Annotated in this window: 1 protein-coding gene and 1 pseudogene; both read left to right on the top strand. The window is 46.0% G+C overall.

From position 1 onward, the window contains the following. A partial coding sequence (locus tag BHE85_RS26845; RefSeq protein ID WP_128832485.1) for a hypothetical protein occupies window positions 1-279 on the top strand: 279 nt, incomplete at its 5' end. A 2-nt stretch (window positions 280-281) separates the two neighbouring features. Further along, window positions 282-535: pseudogene (locus tag BHE85_RS18255) on the top strand (tail fiber assembly protein); the annotation flags it as partial.

The raw sequence follows: 535 nt of genomic DNA, 5'->3' as shown, positions 1-535 counted from the left end.
GTAAACGGACAGGTAATTCCGTTAAATTACGGAAACTTCGATGCCCGCTATAAACATCGAACTGAGGGGGTACAGGATGTGCGGTATGGTTATGAAATGTATTACAACCCTGGCAGCAACACCGTTTCATGGACGTTTCGCTCACCTTCGGGACACGGGTTGTCAGGGATATCGATATCGGATACCGGCCGTAACTCAGCGGATAACGTCAACGGTGTGTATTACCGACCGCTGCAAAAACTGATTAATGGCATCTGGTATAACGTAGCGAGTATTTAACAATGTTGCATTTAAAAAATATTACGGCAGGTAATCCGAAAACCGCGGAACAATATCAGCTGACAAAACAGTATGATGTCACCTGGCTTTTTTCGGAAGACGGCAAAAACTGGTATGAAGAACAGAAGAACTTTGCCAGTGACACCATAAAAATGGTTTACACCGGAGACGGGCGCGTGGTGTGGGTCGGTAAGGATGTGACAGGCATTGAACCCCGTAACGCCAGTGTTATTGAAGTTCCTGATATTACCGCCAA

The sequence above is a fragment of the Shigella sp. FC1567 genome, assembly GCF_001743015.1.
In the GTDB taxonomy this organism is placed as follows: domain Bacteria; phylum Pseudomonadota; class Gammaproteobacteria; order Enterobacterales; family Enterobacteriaceae; genus Escherichia; species Escherichia coli.
The sequence above is the reverse complement of the archived record's forward strand: the minus strand, read 5'-3'. Positions and strand labels throughout refer to the sequence as shown.